Source organism: Alteromonas sp. 38, from assembly GCF_902506055.1.
Taxonomy (GTDB): Bacteria; Pseudomonadota; Gammaproteobacteria; order Enterobacterales; family Alteromonadaceae; genus Alteromonas; species Alteromonas lipotrueae.
In genome coordinates, this window is record NZ_LR733300.1 from 1,736,837 (window position 1) to 1,755,035 (window position 18,199).

Below are 18,199 nucleotides of genomic sequence, written 5' to 3' on the forward strand. Positions count from 1 at the left end.
GAAGCTGAAACCAAAGGCTATCGCTGCCAATACTGCGTTTATGAAAAAGAAAAATTTGGAGTTATCCATGTTAACAAAACCAATATCAATGCTGAAGATGTGGCGCATTGCAGTGCTTATCCTAACGGCGCTCTTTATAGTAGGTTGTGGAGGCTCAGGTGTTGAGTCTGGCTCGAACAATTTACTGACTTGTAATGTACCAAACGTACCTAATGCAGACGGCACAGCGTGCGTCGCGCCGCCGCCTATTCAATGTGATGCACCCACGGTACCTAATGAAACTAATGATGCGTGTGTAGTTGGCGCCGATCCGAGTTTGCCACTACCGGTATTTTTCCCTGCCGATAATCAAGCAGTTTTATACTACAACCGCGCGGCTGTTGATGCTGATAATTCCACAAACGACCCCGCGTACGAAGGCTGGCGTTTACATACATGGAACAATGATGAATGCGACGCTTATGCCGATGCAGATACTGACTGGGCAAACGGACGTCAACATACGGGTATCGATCCTAATTATGGTGCGTATTGGGTATTAGATTTAAAAGACAATTTTGATAACTGCCACAATTTTATCATTCACTTAGGCACTGACGATGCCGGTAAAGAGCTGGGCGGTTCAGACTTTCAAGCTTCGCTAGTTCAAGATGACGAAACGTACGTGCGTATGAACTTTACGTTGTCAGGGGAGCCCACATTGTTTGAATACCCCATTATGTCTCTTGGGCCACAGCCTGTAGATATAGAAGGTTTTGGTGCACATTGGTTAGATGCTAACACGATATTGTGGAATGTGGCTGATACCGTATCTACCGTGAAGCTTCACTATTCGGCGAATGCTGACTTAGAGAGTTCACTGGAAGATGGTATCAACGGCACCTCAATAGCGTTAATGCCTGCCACGTTAGATGAAAACCAAACTGCTGAAGCTGAAAACCTAGCGGCACTTCAGGCTTGGGAAGGAGACTGGAGCCTAGAGGACGCTAAAACTGTCTTAACCACTCAGGCCGTAGTAGGGGGGTATGACAGTGACGGGGTTCTAATAGCAGCAACAGGCTTACAAAACGCAAAGGCTATAGATGCTATCTATACCGCGGGTGATGAAGATGCAAACGAAGCAAGTTTAGGTGCCGTTTATTCTGACACGGGTATTGCTGTATCGGTATGGGCCCCCACAGCGCAAAATGTAGATTTGCTAACTTACAACGACAATAAAACCCTGGCGAGTCGCTATACGATGACGCGCGACACTAATACAGGTATCTGGCAATTTGAAGGCGATATGTCGTTAGATAGACAACTTTATCGCTATGAAGTCACGGTTTTTCATCCGCAAACGGGGGCGGTAGAAGTACTTGAAGTTACAGACCCTTATTCGGTAAGCCTTAGCACCAATGGCCGCTTCTCTCGCTTTGTGAACTTATCAGATGATGATTTAAAACCAGACGGGTGGGATACTCAGAACATTCCTACATTAGAAAACCCTGAAGATGCGGTTATTTATGAGGGCCATGTTCGTGATTTCAGTATTCGCGATATGTCTACAAGCGAAGCAAATCGTGGTAAGTATTTAGCATTTACAGAGCAAAACACGGCCCCTGTTTTACATCTACAAAAATTGGTTGAGGCAGGCTTAAACTACTTCCATGTGCTGCCCGCAAACGATATTGCCACCATTGATGAAGACCCAACAAAGACCGTTGGTTTATTCGACACGGTAGCAGACTTATGTCGCCTTAATGCGGATGCCGTGGTTTGTGAGGAAGAAAACAGTGCCATATTACTTATTGATGTATATAACAGCTACGACCCTCTCGCTGAAGCAGCGAAAGCACAGCAGCTCACAAGTGATATGCGTGCTATTGATGGTTTCAACTGGGGGTACGATCCACATCATTTCAACGCACCAGAAGGTAGCTATGCATCAAATGCAGAAGGTGTAGAACGAATTGTCGAAATGCGGGCAATGATTCAAGCCCTGCATGAGATGGGACTTCGTGTTGCATTAGATGTGGTATACAACCATACCAATGCTTCTGGCGTGTTTGCGAAATCTATACTGGACAAAGTTGTACCTGGGTATTTCCATCGTTATGAAACCGACACCGGTGATATTGTTCGTGAAACCTGCTGTGATGATACTGAACCGCGTAACGTAATGATGGAAAAATTAATGCTGGATTCATTACTCCTGTGGACCGAGCATTACAAATACGATGCTTTTCGCTTTGACATCATGAGCCAAGCTTCTAAAGAAACGATGTTGCAATTGCGCAACAGCGTACAAGCATTAGATGAAGATAATTACTTCTACGGTGAGGGCTGGACGCGCATCGACAGAGGCTACGAACAAGCGAACCAGTTGAATATGGCCGGTACGCAAATAGGCACGTACAACGATAGAATTCGTGAAGCTATTCGCCAAGGTAATATCTTTTCACCTGAGTCTGACGCGCTGTTAAGCGACCAAGACAAAGTGAAAATGAGCATGATAGGCACACTGCAAGACTATGTGCTTGAAACCTCGGCAGGCGTAGCTAGCAATACCAGTAACCTAGGTGGTTACGCATTAGACCCAGCCGACATTATTAATTATGTATCTAAACATGATAATGAAACCTTATGGGATCAGCTGAACTATACATTACCAATGGACATTTCGTTGAGTGAGCGCGTACGTGCACAAAACGTAGCTATCGGTATTCCGCTTGTGTCGCAAGGTATTCCATTCTTACAGATGGGCGGTGATTTACTGCGATCTAAGTCTATGGACAGAAACACCTATGACGCAGGTGATTGGTTCAATTTCGTTGATTTTACCTATGAAACCAATAACTGGAACGTGGGTTTACCGTTAGCTGAAGACAATGAAGTTCGTTGGGAAGAAATGGGGGAGTTTATTTATAGCCCAGAACGTGATGCATCTATGGTCGACATCATATTTGCGTCAGAGGTATTTAACGAGTTGCTTGCCATTCGTATGGAAAGTCCGTTATTTCGTTTAACCTCCGCTGACGACATCATCGACCGTATTGGCTTTCATAATATTGGTTCAAACCAGCAAAAAGGTTTGATAGCCATGAGCATTGATGACGGTGTTGCTTCTGACGCTGACACTGACGGAGAAGCCCGCGCCGATCTTGATACGCAAAATGATGCCATTGTTGTGCTTGTGAATACGGGGTACGAAACGAAATCCATTAGTATTAATACCGCAACTGGGTTTTCATTACATGCACTGCAAATGAACTCAAGTGATGAAGCGGTTCGAGGGGCAACGTTTAACGAAGCAGAAGACGGGAATGGTATTTTCACCGTTCCAGCACTGACTATTGCTGTATTTGTGAAGCCACAATCAGGCGCACAAGGTTATGGGTTATGGGCCTATGCAACTTCTGGTGCGCCGGATGTTGTGCCTTATGGCGAGACTACCCCTTACCTTCGCGGCGATATGAACGGTTGGACGACTGATAACCCATTCATTTATAAAGGTGATGGCGTATACGAAGTTGCCGTTGCCCTTGAGGGTGGAACCACTTACGGCTTTAAGTTTGCTTCAGAAGATTGGGAAACGGTTAACTTTGGTGCTGCAGAAGGTGATGATGCTGCGCTGATAGAAAATGAGCCTAAAGTGTTAGCGCGGACCAACAATAATTTAGCATTCACGCCAGCAATAAACGCCACGTATTTATTTACCATTAATGCCTCTGAATCTGAATCACCGGTGCTAACGGTGATTAACGAAGAGCCCTATGTTGGAACACCAGTGTTTATTCGAGGTGCAGTAAACGATTGGGGCACCAGTGACGAACTTCTGTATCAAGGGGGGCGTATCTATATGGTGACAATGGACATAGACCCTGGTAGTTATGAATTCAAAGTCGCTTCTGAAGATTGGGATACGGTTAACTTTGGTGCTTTAAGTGCTGATGACGCGGATAAAAATGTAAACGTTGGCCAAACGACTGCCTTGGCAAGAACAAACGATAATCTGCTTCTGACCATTGAAGAAGCTGACCGTTATGTGTTTGTTTTTGATGTGAATGACGAGAATAACCCTACTATAGGTGTGTATAAAGAGGCCTATTTCGGTGACACGGAAGTATACGTTCGTGGTGGGATGAACGGGTGGGGAACCACTGACCTATTTACCTATCAAGGTGATGGTGAATACACGGTAGACATTGAACTCAGCGTAGGAAGTGCAGAGTTTAAAGTGGCATCAGAAGATTGGAATACCGTTAACTTGGGTAATCCAAATGATGCGACATCTAACCTTGTGACCCCAGGGCAGCCAAAAGTGTTGTCATTTAGCAACAATAATCTCGTTATTGAAGTCAGTGATGCAGGGCTATACGAATTTAAAGTATCTGGCCCTAATGGTCAGTCGCCTACACTTACCGTAAACGCTAAATAATCCTCAAAATTTAGTTAAAAACTAAAGCCGTGGTTTTCCACGGCTTTTTCATTTGTTAAACCATTTTTTCCAACAAGCAAATCAGCTTTTCTTTTACATCTTTCTCGTCCGATTCCGGCAAAATAAAATTTTGCGCTATTGGAACATAGTTTGCTTTATTTAACCTACGCTATAGGCGGTCGCCACATGTCATTGCAACATAGTAAAAGTGCATGATTATGCACAGCTGCGCATTAACGAAAGGTATGCGCGTCGAAAGGTCTGTTTGAGTGACATTGTCATCCCTGGGCTTCACATGGCTAGGGGCGCTACAGTAGATGGATTAATTAAGCAGTAAGGTCGACATATTGCGTTTACGGAGATTGAAACAATGAAATCAGCTTTAGTGGTAGAAGGTGGTGCGATGCGCGGAGTTTTTGCAGCTGGCGTATTGGATAAGTTCATGGAACAAAACTACTATCCGTTCGATTTCGCTATAGGAGTTTCAGCGGGAGCAACTAACCTTTCCACTTACGTGGCTAGAATGCCCGGTCTTAGCAAAACCATTATTACGCAATACGCCACTAAACGAGAATTTTTTAGCCCAATGAGATTTATAAAGGGTGGGCATATGACTGATGTACATTGGTTATTGCACCATTCTAAGAAGTCACTAGGTATACCAGCGCCAGGTGAAAAAGCAGCCATGCCATTGTATGTAGGGATCACCAACGTCGAGTCGGGTGAATGTGAATACATTCAAGCAACGGAAGCAAATGTTGATGCATTGATGGTGGCATCCTGTGCCATTCCAACAGCGTTCAGAGAGCAGCCCATCATAGAGGGCAAACGCTATGTTGATGGCGGTGTAGCTGATGCTATACCGGTAAGAAAAGCTTATGAGATGGGTGCCCGTGAGATTACTGTGGTGCTCTCTCAACCTAAGGGCTTTACAAAACCTACAGTGAAAACAGCGTGGCTGTTAGAAAAAATGTATGGCGGTCAACCTGCCTTACTAGATAAGATGAGGAAAAGATCAAATATTTATAACGAAACATTGAATTTTCTTTTAAATCCGCCGTCTGACTGCACGATTACGGTCATAGCGCCTGATGAAGCATTTTGCGTTAGGCGCTTAACAATGGATAAAAAGAAATTACTGCGTGGCTATGGGCAGGGAAGACGGATGGCAAGACGAGTTATATCGAACTCGAAAGTAGAATCGCAGATTACACACAGTAATAAAACCGTCGCGTAAATAAACTAAAGTATAACAATATTAAGCGATACCTAGCTAACTAATAAATTAGAATGGCGTGACATAGCAGTACCCAAAGTGGCAGTATCAAAAAACTATTGCGCAATAAAATAACAGAATAATAAAAAGAGGTCGTGTGAGTTCCCTTTCGCTTTCAAAGCAAACAGTAAGTATCGGGTTAGTGAACCCGAAAAACCCCGTTAATGTTGCCTCAATTTTACGAGCTGCAGGTTGTTACGGAGTATCAAGTGTGTTTTACACCGGATACAGATACCGGATTGCAAAGAACTTTAATGCTGATACGAAGGCTTTCCATAAAAAGATCCCTACTATTGGCGTTGATGACTTAAAAGAGGTCGTGCCAGAAAATGCAAGTGTAGTAGCCATAGAGCTAGTAGAAGGGGCGTTACCTTTACCAGAATTTAAACACCCCGAAAATGCAATGTACATTTTCGGACCAGAAGATGGCAGTTTAGATAAAAGCGTACTTGAGTGGTGTGACCATGTTGTCTACATACCCACCTATTCGTGTATGAATCTAGCTGCTACCGCTAACGTTGTTCTTTACGATCGTTTAGCAAAATCAGAGTATATCTCAGGTAATAGCCTCATACGTGAGAGCCGGGATAATAATAATCAATCAAAACTATAAATCGGTTTGAATCGTTGTATTCGAGAGTGAAATTGTGTGTGAGCACAAGGTGAGCTTTTGTCATGCTTTTCAAACTGGGCCTGCTAAATCTATAGAGGACCAAAAATTGAAAAAACGTGTCGCTACTTCGCTAAATAAATTAAAAACAATTCATAACCATATTTCTTCTAACTTGAAGAAATTGAGAAACAAAAGAAAGAAAAAACAGATGGATGAGCTATCAAATTTTTTCTTTAGTCGTTACTCACTTGTGGTAGCACAAAACAACGAAGACCGAGAGACATGTTTCAGCACAAGGCACGAAGTTTATTGTGAAGAAATGAACTTCGAAAAAGAGCGCTCTACGGGCTTGGAAATTGATAGATATGATGACTATTCTGTCAATTGTTACATCAAACACTTACCAACAGGGGATTGTGCAGGAACGATTCGTATCATTATGCCTGCTCTTCGCAACCAAGCCTTACCGCTAGAGGAAAAGTGTATTCACGCTATTGAAGACAAAGCGTTAGTGCCCGCTCAGCTTGGTAGAACTTCAATCTGTGAAATTTCTCGTTTAGCTATTCCGAAGTCGTTTAGAGTCAGACAACTTAAAGCTAAAGCGCCATTCAAGCCTTCTGGTAAACAGAAAGTGAGTAAAGCGGAAAGCGTGCTGCTGGAACACATACCTTATTTGTCTTTGGCGCTCTACTTCATCGCCCTAAGCATTTGCGTTGAACAGGAAATGGAATATGCCTACGTATTGATGGAGCCTAAATTGGCACGCCGATTAAAAATGTTTGGGTTTAATTTTGAACGTTTGGGCGACCCAATTGACTACAACGGCTTGCGTGCCGTGTATCGCATTAAGCCAAAATCTATCGAGAGTGAATTAACACCGGCGCTGCGTAGCTTTTTATTGCGAATTAAAAATGATCTTGCCGGCAGCTTAACTGAAAATATGTTTGGTGCCACCATGAAAGCAGAAGAATTTACTGCCAGTAAAGCGGCATAGTATCTGTATAATTTTGAGCACTTTTTTCTCTATAGACGACTAAAATATTCCAGATTGAGGGACAAATCGAAGAACAAGGGAAACGGAACAAAGCAATCACATCGTATTAATTTATTACTGAATACGTATGGAATTGTTTTAACATTCCCTTAACGAGTATGCTATTGGCAATCCAATACAAAGGTATGCTTGTAGTGTTAGATATCAAAAATACAAATCACCTCCACGTGCTCAAAAGTGTGGCAAAAAACGCGGCACAAACTCCTCTAATAAGCGCTGACAAAAGCTCAAAGTTTAAGAAATTAACGGTAGCGGTTTTATCTCTAGGCCTATTATCCTGTATCGCTTACCCACAGTCAGGAGCCGATCTCATGGAAAATGAGAACGCGAATAACTCAGTGACAGAAATTCCCTCTAATTCTGGCAAGCCCGTGGTATATCAGGTCTTTACTCGATTGTTCGGGAATACCAATACAACCAATAAACCTTGGGGCACAATCGAAGAAAATGGTGTGGGGAAATTTAGTGATTTCACGCCACAAGCGCTTCAAAGTATTAAAGCCTTAGGTACCACTCATATTTGGTATACCGGTGTACCACATCATGCCCTTGCTACCAGCTACCTTAATTTTGGTATTACTGACGATGATCCTGATGTTATTAAAGGGCGTGCCGGTTCACCTTATGCAGTTAAAGATTATTACAACGTTAACCCTGATTTAGCAGATAACCCCGCAAATCGGTTACATGAATTTGAAGCGCTTATCCAGCGCACTCATCAGCACGGTATGAAAGTGGTTATCGATATAGTGCCTAATCATGTTGCACGCCGTTATCAATCTTTTTCGCCACGCCATGATAACTTCGGTGCTAACGATGATACATCGCAAGGGTATTCTCGAGACAATAATTTCTATTACATACCCAAAACACCTTTTGTATTGCCAGAGGGCGTTGCAGATACCGTTTTAGGCGGCAAAGCTACTGAAAAAAATCAGCATCATTTGGTTGACGGAAAGTTTGATGAATTTCCGGCTAAATGGACGGGCAACGGCAGTCGAGCACCACAGCCCGATATTAACGACTGGTATGAAACCGTTAAGATTAATTACGGCGTAAAACCAGACGGAAGCTACGACTTTCCTAAGTTACCAGAAGCCTATCGGAATATGCCTGTAGAAGAGCATGCCGCTTTTTGGGCTGATAAATCGTTACCTGATTCGTGGTACAAATTCAGAGACATCGCCATTTACTGGCTAGATAAAGGCGTTGATGGTTTTCGGTTCGACATGGCTGAAATGGTGCCCGTAGAATTCTGGTCATTTTTAAACAGCGCCATTAAACACAGAAACCCGGATGCGTTTTTGCTAGCGGAAGTTTATCAACCCGATAGATACAGAGACTACATTCAGCTAGGAAAGATGGATTATCTCTACGATAAAGTGGGCTTTTATGACACCTTGAAAACGATAATGAAAGGAGAGGGTAAGGTAAGTGAGTTGGTTAGTGTGCACGATGAAGTTAGCGATATTGCGACTCATATGCTGCACTTTCTCGAGAACCACGACGAACAACGTATCGCTAGTCCAGAATTTGCTGGAAGTGCAGAAAAAGGTAAACCTGCGCTTGCCGTTAGCGCACTGATAAGTGCTTCACCAACCCTATTGTATTTTGGTCAGGATTTAGGTGAGGACGGTAGTGAAGAAGCGGGGTTTGGCGACCCTAGTCGTACTTCAATTTTTGACTATATTGGTGTGCCCGCACATCAGCGGTTTATGAATGGTGGCAAGTTTGACGCAGGCCAGTCTTCAAGCGAAGAAAAAGCATTACACAATTTCTATAAAGAGACTATGGGTATTGTAGCTACTAATCCTGCTGTAACCGGAAAATATGAAAGCCTACATGCATTGAATCTCGCCGCAGACAGCACAGCATACACGGAAACGCAATTTGCTTTTGTGAGAAAAAAAAATGAGCATGGTATAGTTGTTATTGCTAACTTTAGTACAGAATCTTCTGGCACTATAACGTTAACCATTCCTATTTCTACACTACAAAAAAATACCACTGAACTCACTCTTGAGCCTTTACTTTCTCATAAAGGAATAACATTTAATCTCAGTGGTTCGAATTACACAGCGACACTTTCATTAAACGGATTAGAAACAAGAGTATTCGAATTTTAACTACTTGTGTGAATTTTGCTTCGATTGCAGAATCAAAACCTTCTATTTATGTTAATTCGCATGGATTTTTACTTGTCGATTCGTGAATACGTATGCATAACATTGGTTCAAATCAAAGCGCAGGTTAGTATCTGAATTCTGTCTTTCACTTAACGTAATTTTAACATGGGGTTGATGTGTTCAATTTAAACCGCGTAAATAAGGCCGTTCGTCCAATAGGCATTCCAAAGCGAAAAAGTGTTCTAATGGCACTTTTTACATCTGCATTAATACTTCCCGTATTTAACTGTTATTCATCACAAGAAAGTAGTTTAGACGTTTACCCACCTAACTGGTGGGTAGGTATGCATGATAGTAATGTTGAACTGATGATCTATGGCGACGATATAGCTGATGATACGGTTACAATTGTTAATAGCGACGTTGTGCTTCGAGAAAAGCATGCACTTGAAAGCGCGAACTACTTGTTCGTTACATTAGATACTTCAAAAGCAAAAGCTGGAGATGTCAAACTCCGATTTGTCGATACTGATGGCTCTACACGCGACATTAGTTATTCGTTGCAAAAGAGAAGGGATGGTTCTGCGTTACGAAAAGGTTTTGGTCCGCGAGATGCTATCTACTTGATTGCTCCAGACAGGTTTGTTAATGGCGACAAAGACAACGACGATATTGAGGGATTTATCGACAAGGCGGATCGCTCGTTAAAAGGCGGTCGGCATGGCGGTGACATTGAAGGTATTATTCAGCATCTTGATTACATAGAAGCGTTAGGTTTTACCCAACTGTGGTCCATGCCGCTTCTTGAAAACGCTATGGATACATATAGCTATCATGGTTATTCGACTACAGACTATTACCAAATTGACCCTCGCTATGGTACTAACGAAGACTTCTTGATGTTAAGTCACGCAGCAAATAAACGGGGTATTGGTGTTATCATGGATATGGTTCTCAACCATATAGGTAGCAATCACAAATGGATGGAAGATACCCCTTCAAGTGACTGGATAAACAATGATAGTAAGTTTATTGGTACTACGCATAAACGTGAGTCACTTCACGACCCTCATGCGATAAAAAGTGATATCAAAGGGTTTAGCGATGGTTGGTTTGTACCTACCATGCCAGATTTAAATCAACGCAATCCTCATCTTGCAAACTATCTTATCCAAAATGCCATTTGGTGGGTTGAAAGTGCTAATTTAAGTGGGATTCGAGTAGATACGTATTCGTACCCCGATAAAGCTTTTTTAAGCGATTGGACGAACCGTCTAATCAGTGAGTACCCGAAGCTCAATATAGTAGGAGAAGAATGGTCAGTTAACCCTGCTATAACAGCTTATTGGCAAGCAGGGAGTAAGAGACATGATGACTACGATAGCGCGTTGCCTTCCGTCATGGATTTTCCACTACAAGCAGCAGTCATTAAGGCGCTGACTAACGAAGAAAGTTGGAATTCGGGGTTTATCAGTATATATGAGACACTCGCCACTGATTTTCTTTACGGCGATCCGAACAACTTGGTTATATTTCCTGACAACCATGACATGAGTCGAATTTATACACAACTTGGTCATGATGTAGAAAAGTGGAATATGGCGATGTCGTTACTGCTTACGACTCGTGGGATACCTCAGGTGTTTTACGGCACCGAAATACTCATGCAAAACGAGGGCAGTGAGGACCACGGCATTATTCGTTCTGACTTTCCAGGCGGTTGGCCTTCTGATAGTAAGAAAAATGCATTTACTGGCAAAGGATTAACTACCGATGAACGTTGGGCTCAGCAACGGATCAAACAACTTCTTCAACTGCGAAAAACACACCCTTTACAATTTGAAGGCTCTCTTAAACATTACGCCCCAACTGATGGTGTTTATACGTTTTTCCGTGAACCTATTTCAACACCCGAGGGCAAGAAAAATAGTAAGATTAGCGCACTAACGCCAAATGAAACGCAAGGTGACAAAATTATGGTTATCTTAAATAAAGAGACTGTGGATTTACCGATGACTACCTATGACGAAATGCTGTCTTCACACAAAACGTTAACGCGTGTAAGCGATGGTAAGTCATACAAAACCACTGATACCATATCTTTACCGGCTATGTCCGCAACCGTTTTTATTGCGCATTAATGCGAATTATCTAAGTAAAACAATAAATAGAGCAAAATATGCAAGCAACTCAACCACGCCTTTCTTTCTGGCAAATATGGAACGTCAGTTTTGGCTTTCTTGGCGTACAATTTGGCTTTGCGCTGCAAAATGCCAATGTGAGCCGAATCCTTTCCGACCTAGGGGCAGACCTACATTCATTATCACTTTTCTGGCTAGTAGCGCCAATTATGGGGTTAATTGTACAACCTATTGTTGGCTCAGCGTCTGACAGAACCTGGAACCGTTTAGGTCGAAGACGACCTTTTATTCTTGCAGGTGCTGTAGCTGCAGTACTAGGTATGATTTTATTACCTAATGCGCCTTTATTTGTGGCCTTTCTAGCGCCGATGCTAATGGGGGCGCTGATGGTCGCGCTAATGGATGCATCGTTTAATGTGTGCTTTCAGCCTTTCCGCTCTTTAGTGTCGGATATGGTGCCACCGTCGCAGCGTAACATTGGTTATTCCATACAATCGTTGCTAATCAATATTGGTGCAGTAATAGGTTCAATTTTGCCCTTTGTGTTAACTAACGTGGTTGGCCTTGAAAATACTGCGCAAATGGGAGAAGTCGCACCGTCTGTTATTTGGGCTTTCTATATTGGGGCTACGGTATTGCTTGGTACGGTTATCTGGACTGTTTTTCGCACCAAGGAATACTCGCCCGAAGAGTACAATAGATACAAAGGCCTAAGCACTGAAAATGACGTTAAGCCAGAAATTACGCCAAAAGCACCATTTATCGAGCGTATGAAAGCATTTTTTTCCTTGGTTATTCATATGCCTAAAACCATGAAGCAACTTGCCGTAGTGCAATTTTTCTCATGGTTTGCGCTATTTATTATGTGGGTATACACCACACCTGCAATTACCCAGCACATTTGGGGAGTGGACAAAATATGGTGGGATCCAGCGCACATTGCCTCAGTTGCTCAAGTACCCGACGCTATTGTAGCCGCTAAAGGCGCAGCCGGTGACTGGGTGGGTATATTGTTTGCTGCTTATTCGGTATTCGCAGCCGTCTTCTCAGTATTTCTCGCTCGACTCGCCGACAAGTTTGGCAGAAAAACTATTTACGCTGGGGCGTTAATTTTAGGTGGCTTAAGCTACGTTAGTTTTCTGTTCTTCCAAGACCTCACCATGGTGAATGTAAACTTATTGATTACTGAAGTTACCGTGCCCCTTGGGGCAGTGAAGCTTCTTATCCCAATGATTGGGGTAGGGATTGCATGGGCCGCTATTTTAGCGATGCCTTATGCCATGCTAGCGGGCGCGTTACCGGCCAACAAAACCGGCGTTTATATGGGCATATTTAACTTCACGGTAGCCGCACCACAGATAGTGTCTGGCTTAACCGCAGGCTGGATTTTAAGTAGTGTGTTCGATAACGAAGCTAAATACATTATTGTTGTCGCCGGAGCGTCCATGTTATTGGGGGCCATCGCTGTATTTTTCGTAAAAGAACACGACGTAGTAGAAGCTGAAGTCGCTGATAAGGAACTAGCATAATGATTCATAAAGTAAAAAACCTTACCGTTGCCGTTACACTTGCTTTGGGAGTAGGCACGATAACAGGTTGTGCTAATTCGTCTGCGTCTATTTCTACGGATTCGCCACAGCTCAAGGCAGAAGCTAAATCTGCCATGTCAGCTTCAGCAGCTTCTACTAATAAAGCTAATACACAAGTCACAGTTTTAGGCACCACCACACCGTTTGCCAGCGAAGCAATTTATTTTGTAATGACTGACAGATTCGTTGATGGCGACCCCAGTAATAACCATGAAGAACAAGGCGGGGAGTTTCCGACTTGGCAGCTACCTATGGAAAGTTCTGACGGTGAAAAAGCCTATGTCGGCTATATGGGCGGCGACCTCAAAGGGGTGCTAAACAATGGCGACTATATTCGTGATATGGGTTTTACGGCGGTATGGATGACACCCGTGCTAGAAAATCCAAACCAATCATTTAGTGGAGATGAACAAATCACCTATGGCGGCGCTTTTAAAGACGGCGGCAAAACGGGCTACCACGGTTATTGGGCGACTAATTTTTATAAAGCTGATGAGCATTTGATAAGTAGCGACTTAAGTGTGAAGCAATACACCACACAAATGCGTGAAAACTTTGGTTTAAAATCGGTATTTGATATTGTGGCAAACCACGGTACGCCAAGCTTTACCATGCCCTCTGACCAACCTGGATACGGTGAAATTTATAATGCAGAAGGCGAATTAGTTGCTGATCACCAGAATCTAGCCCCTGAAGACTTAGACCCCAAAAATAATCCCTTGCATGAATTTTTTCATGATTACCCAGATTTGGTAAAACTCTCTAACCTTGATGATCAAAACCCCAAGGTAAGAGATTATCTTATCAATAGTTACCTTTACTGGATTTCACAAGGCGCGGATGCGTTTCGTATCGACACCATTCGACACGTACCTCATGACTTTTGGCGAGAAATGTCTGACCGGGTGAGGGCAGAGCATCCCGACTTCTTTATGTTCGGCGAAAGCTTCCAATATGATGCGAACTTTATTGCGCAGCACACACTTCCAAAAAATGGAGCGGTAAGTGTGCTCGACTTCCCGATGCAAGAAGCCATGGTAAAGGTGTTCGAAAAGCCACTTGAAAGTGACTTCGCTACCTTAGCCGACACCTTGTATTTAACCCATGGGCCTTATAATAACCCTTATGATTTAACTACCTTTTATGACAACCATGACATGGCGCGTATTAACGCTACCGACAATGGTTTTATTAATGCCCATAACTGGTTGTTTACGGTTCGTGGTATTCCTGTGGTGTATCAAGGGTCAGAAATTGGCTTTATGCGTGGTACGTCTGAACACCAAGGTAACCGCAATTACTTTGGCCAAGATAATATAGACAACGCAAAGTCTCATCCTATTGCCACCGAATTGGCTAAAATTGCAAATGTGCGTAAAAACACACCAGCACTTCAACGAGGTTTGCAGTTCAATCTTGAATTAGCCGGGCATGAAGCCACATTTTACCGTGTTTTACAAAGTGATAGTGCACAACAAACCGCATTGGTACTGCTCAATAAGGCCGATAAACCTGCCGATTTCAGTGTTGATGAATATATGCAAGCTGGCACATGGACTGAGCAGTTGTCTGGCGAAACACGTGAATTGGTTACCGGTGACGCGTTAACAACCTCAGTGCCCGCCAACGGCGTTCAAGTATGGGTTAGGGAAGGGGCGTTAGATTCAGATGCCCTAGAAGCGGCGCTTATTAAGGAAATGTCGGCGCAGTAAATTTTACCTCGCAATAAAAAAGCGCTTGTTGCTCGTTTAATACTAATAACAACAAGCGCCTTTTCATTATTTGTAAATCATGTTTTAGCGGGGCATATTCTATAACTAAGCAGCTCAAGATAGCTAACCTAAGATAGTTAGCCTAGCGAGTTAGCCAGGCTTATTAAATTAGGCAGCCAAGGCTCGTAGGTTGCCTAGGTTTTTGCCCCACATGAATGCCTAATTATGACTTCCGCTGGCATGAGAAAATCTTCCACCTTTTCATTTGAAATAGCTTTAATTAACGTACTGACCAATAATTCACCGGCTAGCTTTGTGTTTTGCTGAACGGTAGTTAACGCAGGGGTCGTGAAGGCCGATACAGCAATATTATCGTAACCTACCACTGCAATATCGTCAGGCACTTTAAGCGCTGTTTGCCTTAACGCTCTCAAAACGCCCATAGCAATAAGATCAGATGCGCAAACAATAGCGTCAGGTAAGTCTGCTTCGTTAGTTTTAGCATCGTTCAACATACCTTGAATAGCATCAAAGCCAGCTTCTTCGGTAGAAACCGCATCACTTTGCAACGAACTTTCGTATAAATTATGGCTTGTTAGCGCCTCTGTATAACCTTGAAAACGAGCCATAAACTCAGGGGCTTCATTGCCTGAATCGCCGATAAACGCAAACCGAGTTCTACCCAGGGCGATTAAGTGTTCGGTAATGCTGTAACCACCTTGAAAATTATCACAGCCAACACTCACACCTGGATGAGCGGCATCGGGTGCGCCCCAACGAACGAAATGTGTGCCTTGTGACTCAAGTTGTGCCACTTTACTGCGATAATCGGTGTAATCACCGTAACCCAATAAAATTATGCCATCTGCTTTATTTGAGTCTTCATATTCTGCATGCCAGTCATCTTCCAAGTTTTGGAACGACACCAGCAAGTCGTAACCCGCAGCCGCACAGGCACGGGTAATACTTCCTAACATGGCGAGGAAGAAAGGGTTAATCATTGAATCATCTGAGGTGGGATCTTCAAACAACAAAAGTGCAATGGTGCTACTTTTTTGCTTGCGTAGATTACTGGCATTCTTATCAACTTTATAATTAAGTTCGCGAGCAATGCGCTGAACCCGATCACGGGTTTCTTGATTTACCAAGGGGCTGTTATTCAGTGCTCTTGATACTGTTGATTGAGAAACGCCTGCCAAATGTGCAATATCAAAAGAGGTTGCTTTTTCTTTCATGGGCACCATGTTTGTCTGCTACGACCGAGTTGTCGACAAGAAGAAAGATACCATACTTTCCTCTAACCACGCTTTATTTGCTAGTCACACGCCTTTTTTTAATACAAGAAACAGTAAAAAAACGTTTCATCGCGTTAAAACTAATCACTTGTAAGGCTAGGTGTAATAAAACGTGGTTGTCAGTTTTAGGTCAGTGTTATACTAATCCACAATATTAATTAATTTTAAACGTTAAGATTATTTTTAAACGTTAATTCAAACGCTAAGGGGAACACGCGAATGGCCGAGACTGAGCACCGTCCGACCAACTTTATCCGTCAGATCATCGACAAAGACCTTGCCAATGGTGTGCACGAGAGTATTAAAACTCGGTTCCCGCCGGAGCCAAATGGCTTTTTGCATATTGGTCATGCAAAGTCTATTTGCCTAAATTTTGGTGTTGCTCAAGATTACTCAGGTTCTTGTAATCTGCGCTTCGACGACACAAATCCAGCAAAAGAAGACATTACTTTCGTTAACTCTATCAAAGAAGACGTTAAATGGTTGGGTTTTGAGTGGGATGGTGAAGAGCGTTACTCTTCAAATTATTTCGATCAGCTTCATGGTTTTGCGAATGAATTAATCGACAAAGGCCTAGCTTATGTCGACTTTTCTACTCAAGACGTTATGCGCGAACTACGTGGCACATTGACTGCGCCAGGTAAGAACAGCCCATTCCGTGATACCGACGTTGAAACCAATCAGCGTGAATTCGCTAAGATGACAGCGGGCGAATATAAAGAGGGTGAGTGTAGCCTTCGCGCCAAAATAGATATGGCTTCACCTTTTATGTGCATGCGTGACCCGGTAATTTACCGTGTTAAACACGCCCACCATCATCAAACGGGTGACAAATGGTGTGTGTACCCCATGTACGACTTTACGCACTGTATTTCGGATGCGATTGAAGGTATTACCCATTCCTTGTGTACTTTGGAGTTCCAAGACAACCGCCGTTTGTATGATTGGGTGATTGAAAATATTACTATTGACAGCACACCACGTCAGTATGAGTTTTCACGTCTTAACCTTGAATACACCGTATTGAGCAAACGTCGATTAATTCAGCTGGTTGAAGAAAATCACGTGAGTGGGTGGGACGACCCTCGCATGCCGACTGTGGCAGGCTTACGTCGTCGTGGTTATACCGCGGGTTCAGTACGTGAATTTTGCAAGCGTATTGGCGTGACTAAAATGGACAACATGGTAGAAATGTCCATGCTAGAAGCGTGTGTTCGTGAAGACTTAAACGTGAACGCACCTCGTGCGATGGCAGTTCTCGATCCTATTAAATTAGTGATTGAAAATTACCCAGAAAACGACAGTGAAATTTTAATAGCGCCAAATCATCCTAGTGATGAGGCTATGGGCACACGCGAAATTAGTTTCGGTCGTGAAATTTGGATTGAAGCAGAAGATTTTCGCGAGTCAGCAAACAAAAAGTTCAAGCGTTTAGTGCTAGATAAAGAAGTGCGCTTACGTAATGCGTATGTGGTTAAAGCTAACCGTGTTGAAAAAGACGCAGAAGGTAACGTAACCACGGTTTACTGTACCTATGATGCTGACACGCTAGGTAAAGACCCGGCTGATGGCCGCAAGGTTAAAGGCGTTATCCATTGGGTTGACGCAGGAACAGCGCAGCAAGCTGAGTTTAGGTTGTACGATCGTTTGTTCAACGTGCCTAACCCCGCCGCTGAAGAGAACTTTACTGATGTGATAAACCCAGAGTCATTAACGGTTCTGACTGGCTGGGCTGAAGCTGGGCTTGCCAGTCGTGCGCCTGAAGCAGGTGCATGGCAGTTTGAGCGTACTGGTTATTTTTGTTTAGATGCAGACAGTACAGACGATAAGCCTGTATTTAACCGCACGGTAGGGTTACGTGATACGTGGGCTAAAATAGGCGACTAAGCCACGCCATCAAGAAAACATAAAGTATCACTATTATAAAGCCGCGTTTACGCGGCTTTTTCTATGGCTATGTGTTGGTAGTCACT

10 protein-coding genes are annotated in these 18,199 nt (G+C 43.2%); 9 read left to right on the forward strand and 1 reads right to left on the reverse strand.

Annotation, left to right across the window (positions count from 1 at the left end; all coding sequences use genetic code 11):
* Nucleotides 1-67 precede the first annotated feature (67 nt).
* The 8 genes from FLAVO9R_RS07450 to FLAVO9R_RS07485 all read left to right on the forward strand — a co-directional run bounded on the left by FLAVO9R_RS07450 (nucleotide 68) and on the right by FLAVO9R_RS07485 (nucleotide 14,931).
* Entirely contained in the window at nucleotides 68-4,420 is a 4,353-nt protein-coding gene (locus tag FLAVO9R_RS07450; RefSeq protein WP_442858569.1) for an alpha-1,6-glucosidase domain-containing protein, read from the forward strand.
* A gap of 370 nt (nucleotides 4,421-4,790) precedes the next feature.
* Nucleotides 4,791-5,657, forward strand: coding sequence for a patatin-like phospholipase family protein (locus tag FLAVO9R_RS07455; RefSeq protein ID WP_159530121.1), 867 nt, complete (start codon nucleotides 4,791-4,793; stop codon nucleotides 5,655-5,657).
* Between the two features lie 136 nt (nucleotides 5,658-5,793).
* Nucleotides 5,794-6,309 (forward strand): RNA methyltransferase, encoded by a 516-nt coding sequence (locus FLAVO9R_RS07460; RefSeq protein ID WP_057791637.1) that lies wholly within the window; start codon nucleotides 5,794-5,796, stop codon nucleotides 6,307-6,309.
* Between the two features lie 208 nt (nucleotides 6,310-6,517).
* Nucleotides 6,518-7,303, forward strand: coding sequence for a PEP-CTERM/exosortase system-associated acyltransferase (locus FLAVO9R_RS07465; protein ID WP_159530122.1), 786 nt, complete (start codon nucleotides 6,518-6,520; stop codon nucleotides 7,301-7,303).
* A gap of 371 nt (nucleotides 7,304-7,674) precedes the next feature.
* Entirely contained in the window at nucleotides 7,675-9,489 is a 1,815-nt protein-coding gene (locus tag FLAVO9R_RS07470) for an alpha-amylase family protein (protein ID WP_232370604.1), read from the forward strand.
* Between the two features lie 245 nt (nucleotides 9,490-9,734).
* A complete protein-coding gene (locus FLAVO9R_RS07475; protein WP_159530124.1) occupies nucleotides 9,735-11,630 on the forward strand; it encodes a glycoside hydrolase family 13 protein in 1,896 nt (631 codons plus the stop codon).
* A 38-nt stretch (nucleotides 11,631-11,668) separates the two neighbouring features.
* Complete coding sequence (locus FLAVO9R_RS07480) at nucleotides 11,669-13,159, forward strand: MFS transporter (protein ID WP_159530125.1); 1,491 nt, start codon at nucleotides 11,669-11,671, stop codon at nucleotides 13,157-13,159.
* Between the two features lie 134 nt (nucleotides 13,160-13,293).
* Nucleotides 13,294-14,931 (forward strand): alpha-amylase family glycosyl hydrolase, encoded by a 1,638-nt coding sequence (locus tag FLAVO9R_RS07485; RefSeq protein WP_232370723.1) that lies wholly within the window; start codon nucleotides 13,294-13,296, stop codon nucleotides 14,929-14,931.
* A gap of 194 nt (nucleotides 14,932-15,125) precedes the next feature.
* Here FLAVO9R_RS07485 and FLAVO9R_RS07490 read toward each other — a convergent pair whose 3' ends face one another.
* Nucleotides 15,126-16,166, reverse strand: a complete 1,041-nt coding sequence (locus FLAVO9R_RS07490) for a LacI family DNA-binding transcriptional regulator (RefSeq protein WP_159530127.1) — start codon at nucleotides 16,164-16,166, stop codon at nucleotides 15,126-15,128.
* Between the two features lie 279 nt (nucleotides 16,167-16,445).
* Between FLAVO9R_RS07490 and glnS the strand changes: the two genes are divergently transcribed.
* The gene (gene glnS / locus FLAVO9R_RS07495) at nucleotides 16,446-18,113 is read left to right on the forward strand and encodes a glutamine--tRNA ligase (protein ID WP_159530129.1); all 1,668 of its coding nucleotides are present in this window, start codon (nucleotides 16,446-16,448) and stop codon (nucleotides 18,111-18,113) included.
* Nucleotides 18,114-18,199: the final 86 nt, after the last annotated feature.